This window comes from Streptococcus infantis, assembly GCF_001579645.1.
Taxonomy (GTDB): domain Bacteria; phylum Bacillota; class Bacilli; order Lactobacillales; family Streptococcaceae; genus Streptococcus; species Streptococcus infantis_E.
The window spans coordinates 663,666-666,256 of sequence record NZ_KQ970818.1 but is presented as its reverse complement, the minus strand read 5'-3'; the positions used below and the strand labels follow the sequence as shown (position 1 = coordinate 666,256).

Annotated in this window: 3 protein-coding genes; all 3 read right to left on the bottom strand. The window is 37.6% G+C overall.

What is annotated here, in order from left to right; translation table 11 throughout:
• Positions 1–34: 34 nt before the first annotated feature.
• Genes SINDD18_RS03175 through SINDD18_RS03165 form a run of 3 tightly spaced genes read right to left on the bottom strand, consistent with a single transcriptional unit; the run spans position 35 to position 2,416 of the window.
• A complete protein-coding gene (locus tag SINDD18_RS03175) occupies positions 35–484 on the bottom strand; it encodes a hypothetical protein (RefSeq protein WP_081108254.1) in 450 nt (149 codons plus the stop codon).
• Positions 465–1,376: a phosphodiester glycosidase family protein gene (locus SINDD18_RS03170; protein ID WP_061863041.1), complete on the bottom strand. Its 912-nt coding sequence runs from the start codon at positions 1,374–1,376 to the stop codon at positions 465–467. The genes SINDD18_RS03175 and SINDD18_RS03170 overlap by 20 nt, the downstream gene beginning before the upstream one ends.
• Entirely contained in the window at positions 1,373–2,416 is a 1,044-nt protein-coding gene (locus SINDD18_RS03165; protein WP_061863040.1) for a bifunctional glycosyltransferase family 2/GtrA family protein, read from the bottom strand. The genes SINDD18_RS03170 and SINDD18_RS03165 overlap by 4 nt, the downstream gene beginning before the upstream one ends.
• Between the last annotated feature and the right edge of the window lie 175 nt (positions 2,417–2,591).

Here is a 2,591-nt window from a genome sequence, read left to right as displayed (position 1 = left end):
CGAACATAAGCTTGAACGACTACTTTTTATAAAATTATGCCTGACCATAGATCTCTTTTCGTTTCGTTTTAGTTACTTTGCTAGCATTATTCTTCCAAAGGTTTGGATTGATAAAAATAGTAATGATTGCTAGTATTGCAAAACTTATCCCAACATACCAGTAGGGTGCATCCAAGGTTGTAGAACGTCCTGAGAGATTAACAATTCCACGGAATAGTGTACCTGCTGTAATAGTTGCTACTGCCGAATTCCATAGATTTAGACTGATACGAGAGAAATGTGGAAGAACCTTGAGAAAGATTGCAAGTAGAATTCCCCCGACAAGAGGTGCTGCAAACAAATAGTGCATATGAACAGAAGTTTCTCCAAAACTAAAAGCTTCGTAAATTCTAGAAAATGCAAAGAAGAAAATAGAGATTAGTGTATAAGAAATGACTGTTTTTTTAAAACGTTTTTTGCCAAGATTAGTAACCGATGTAGACAATGTCACTCACCGCCCTTTCTGAAATTTTGTTTCCTCCAGTCGTTGGCTTATTGATAACCTGACCGTTAAAATATAGTGTCGATGATCCACCACCATCAAGGTTGTAGGCAGTTTTTGCTCCATAAGATTTCATAATCTCAGCAAGCTGATAAAGAGAAAGACCTTCACTTTCAGAGGTACGTCCGTCTGAAACAACAATAATATAGTGATTTTCATCGATAATACCAATAGCTGTACGAGGATTTGATGCCATGGCCTGTCCTACTTCTGTATTGGTATCAACTACAATCTCACCATTTTTCACCAAGGCTGGTCCAAAAGCCAAGAGATTGGCGACACCATCATTAACAAGTTGCTCAGCTGAAATCTGATCTTCGTAAATAACCTTGAAAGAGCCGTCTTTATAAATAGCTAAGTCGCCATTACTAGAATCTTCACGAACAGTATCACGATAAACAACTCCATTACGGATAACATAGCCTGTTGAGTTAGCACCATAGTAGTCCCCATTTACCGCTAAAATAGCATTGTTGTCAGCTGCAGTTACAGAGGTTTTTGCAGTTACGTTTGTCCCATAGGCATTTTGTGCAAAGGCTGTTTTTAGATAATCTGATGAATTCAGAATAACATCTGCAACGTAGACTTGCGTATTATTGACAGTCGTTTCAGTCAAATTAATAGAAATATTGTCATCTTTATAACTGGAGTCTGTGATCGTAGCTGTCTTAGCAGCTTGACTTGCTGCTGCAGCATTGGAACTTTTGCTGGTTGTAGCGACTGTTGATATTGTCTCAGCAAGGACAAAGGTCTTTAGCATTGAGTAACTAAAGGATCCTGTCAAGAGTAGGCCAAGAACTGAGGCGTAAGCATAGCGTTTCTTTAAAAATTTCATAATACAGTTGATGTCCTTTCCTTAAAGATGAATTTCTTCTGCACTGTCCAAGAGACAGCAAAGAGAAGGATCCCAACAATAACTTTAGCGATTAGAAGGTTGATACCAAAGACTGTAAAGAAGAGACGAATCAGTAGCGTGTCTAAGACAAAGAGTCCGACTGCTAGACCAAAATATCCCATTCCTGTTTTCACAAGGCTATCGTCGTTTTTAAAGACGAGTTTTTTATTTGTAGAATAGTTGAAAATAGAGCTAGTTACACGGGCTAGTCCGTTTGCTAGAAAGATTCGTAGACTCGTCGGAACTGTCGGCAAAATCAAGATTGCTAGGGCGTAAACGATATAATCTACAACAAAGCTACTGAGAGATGATAAGGCAAATTTAAAGATATTTTTATAAATCATGAGTCCGTCTTGAATTGGACGGAAGTGTGAAGCCTCATTATCATTAATATAGACGGTTTCAATCGGCACTTCTAAAATCTGGTATTCTTTAGTCGCCTCAAGCAACATATTCATTTCATATTCGTAACGTTGACCTTCTATCTTTAACATAAAAGGTATCAGGTTTGTCGTAAAGGCACGAAGTCCTGTTTGCGTATCTGTTACTCCTACTCCTGTTTGAAGCTTAAAGAGAGCTTTGGTTAAGCTATTACCAAAACGGCTACGAAGGGGAACTTTTCCAGAAAAGGCACGTACACCCAAAATTAGCTTATTTGGATTTTCGGAAGCCTTATTGGCTGTACGGAAAATATCCCAAACCTTGTGCTGGCCATCCGCATCTGCTGTGACAACCGTACCATAAATGTTTTGTTCTTGGATATAAGAAAAGGCTGTTTTCAGAGCTTGTCCTTTCCCCTGATTAATTTCATGACGGAGTACTGTGGCATATTGCTCAGCTTTATCAAAGGTTTTTTGGCACTCTGATGAACTGCCGTCGTCGATAACTAGGATATGAAAATCACTCTTTTCGTGAATTTTTTCGATGAGTTTGATAAGTTGCTTATCTGGTTGATAAGCTGGAATGACTATGTAGTTCATATCGACACCTCTTTCTTTGATGATGGTATAACTATACAGAATACTGCTTAAAGATACCTTATATCAGTTTTCTTTAAGAAAAAGTTTAAAAAACTTTAAGCTTAAAGAAAAGGACTTATCACTTACTAAAAATATGGTTTGAATTTTCAGATAAAAATAAATATACAAAAGAGGC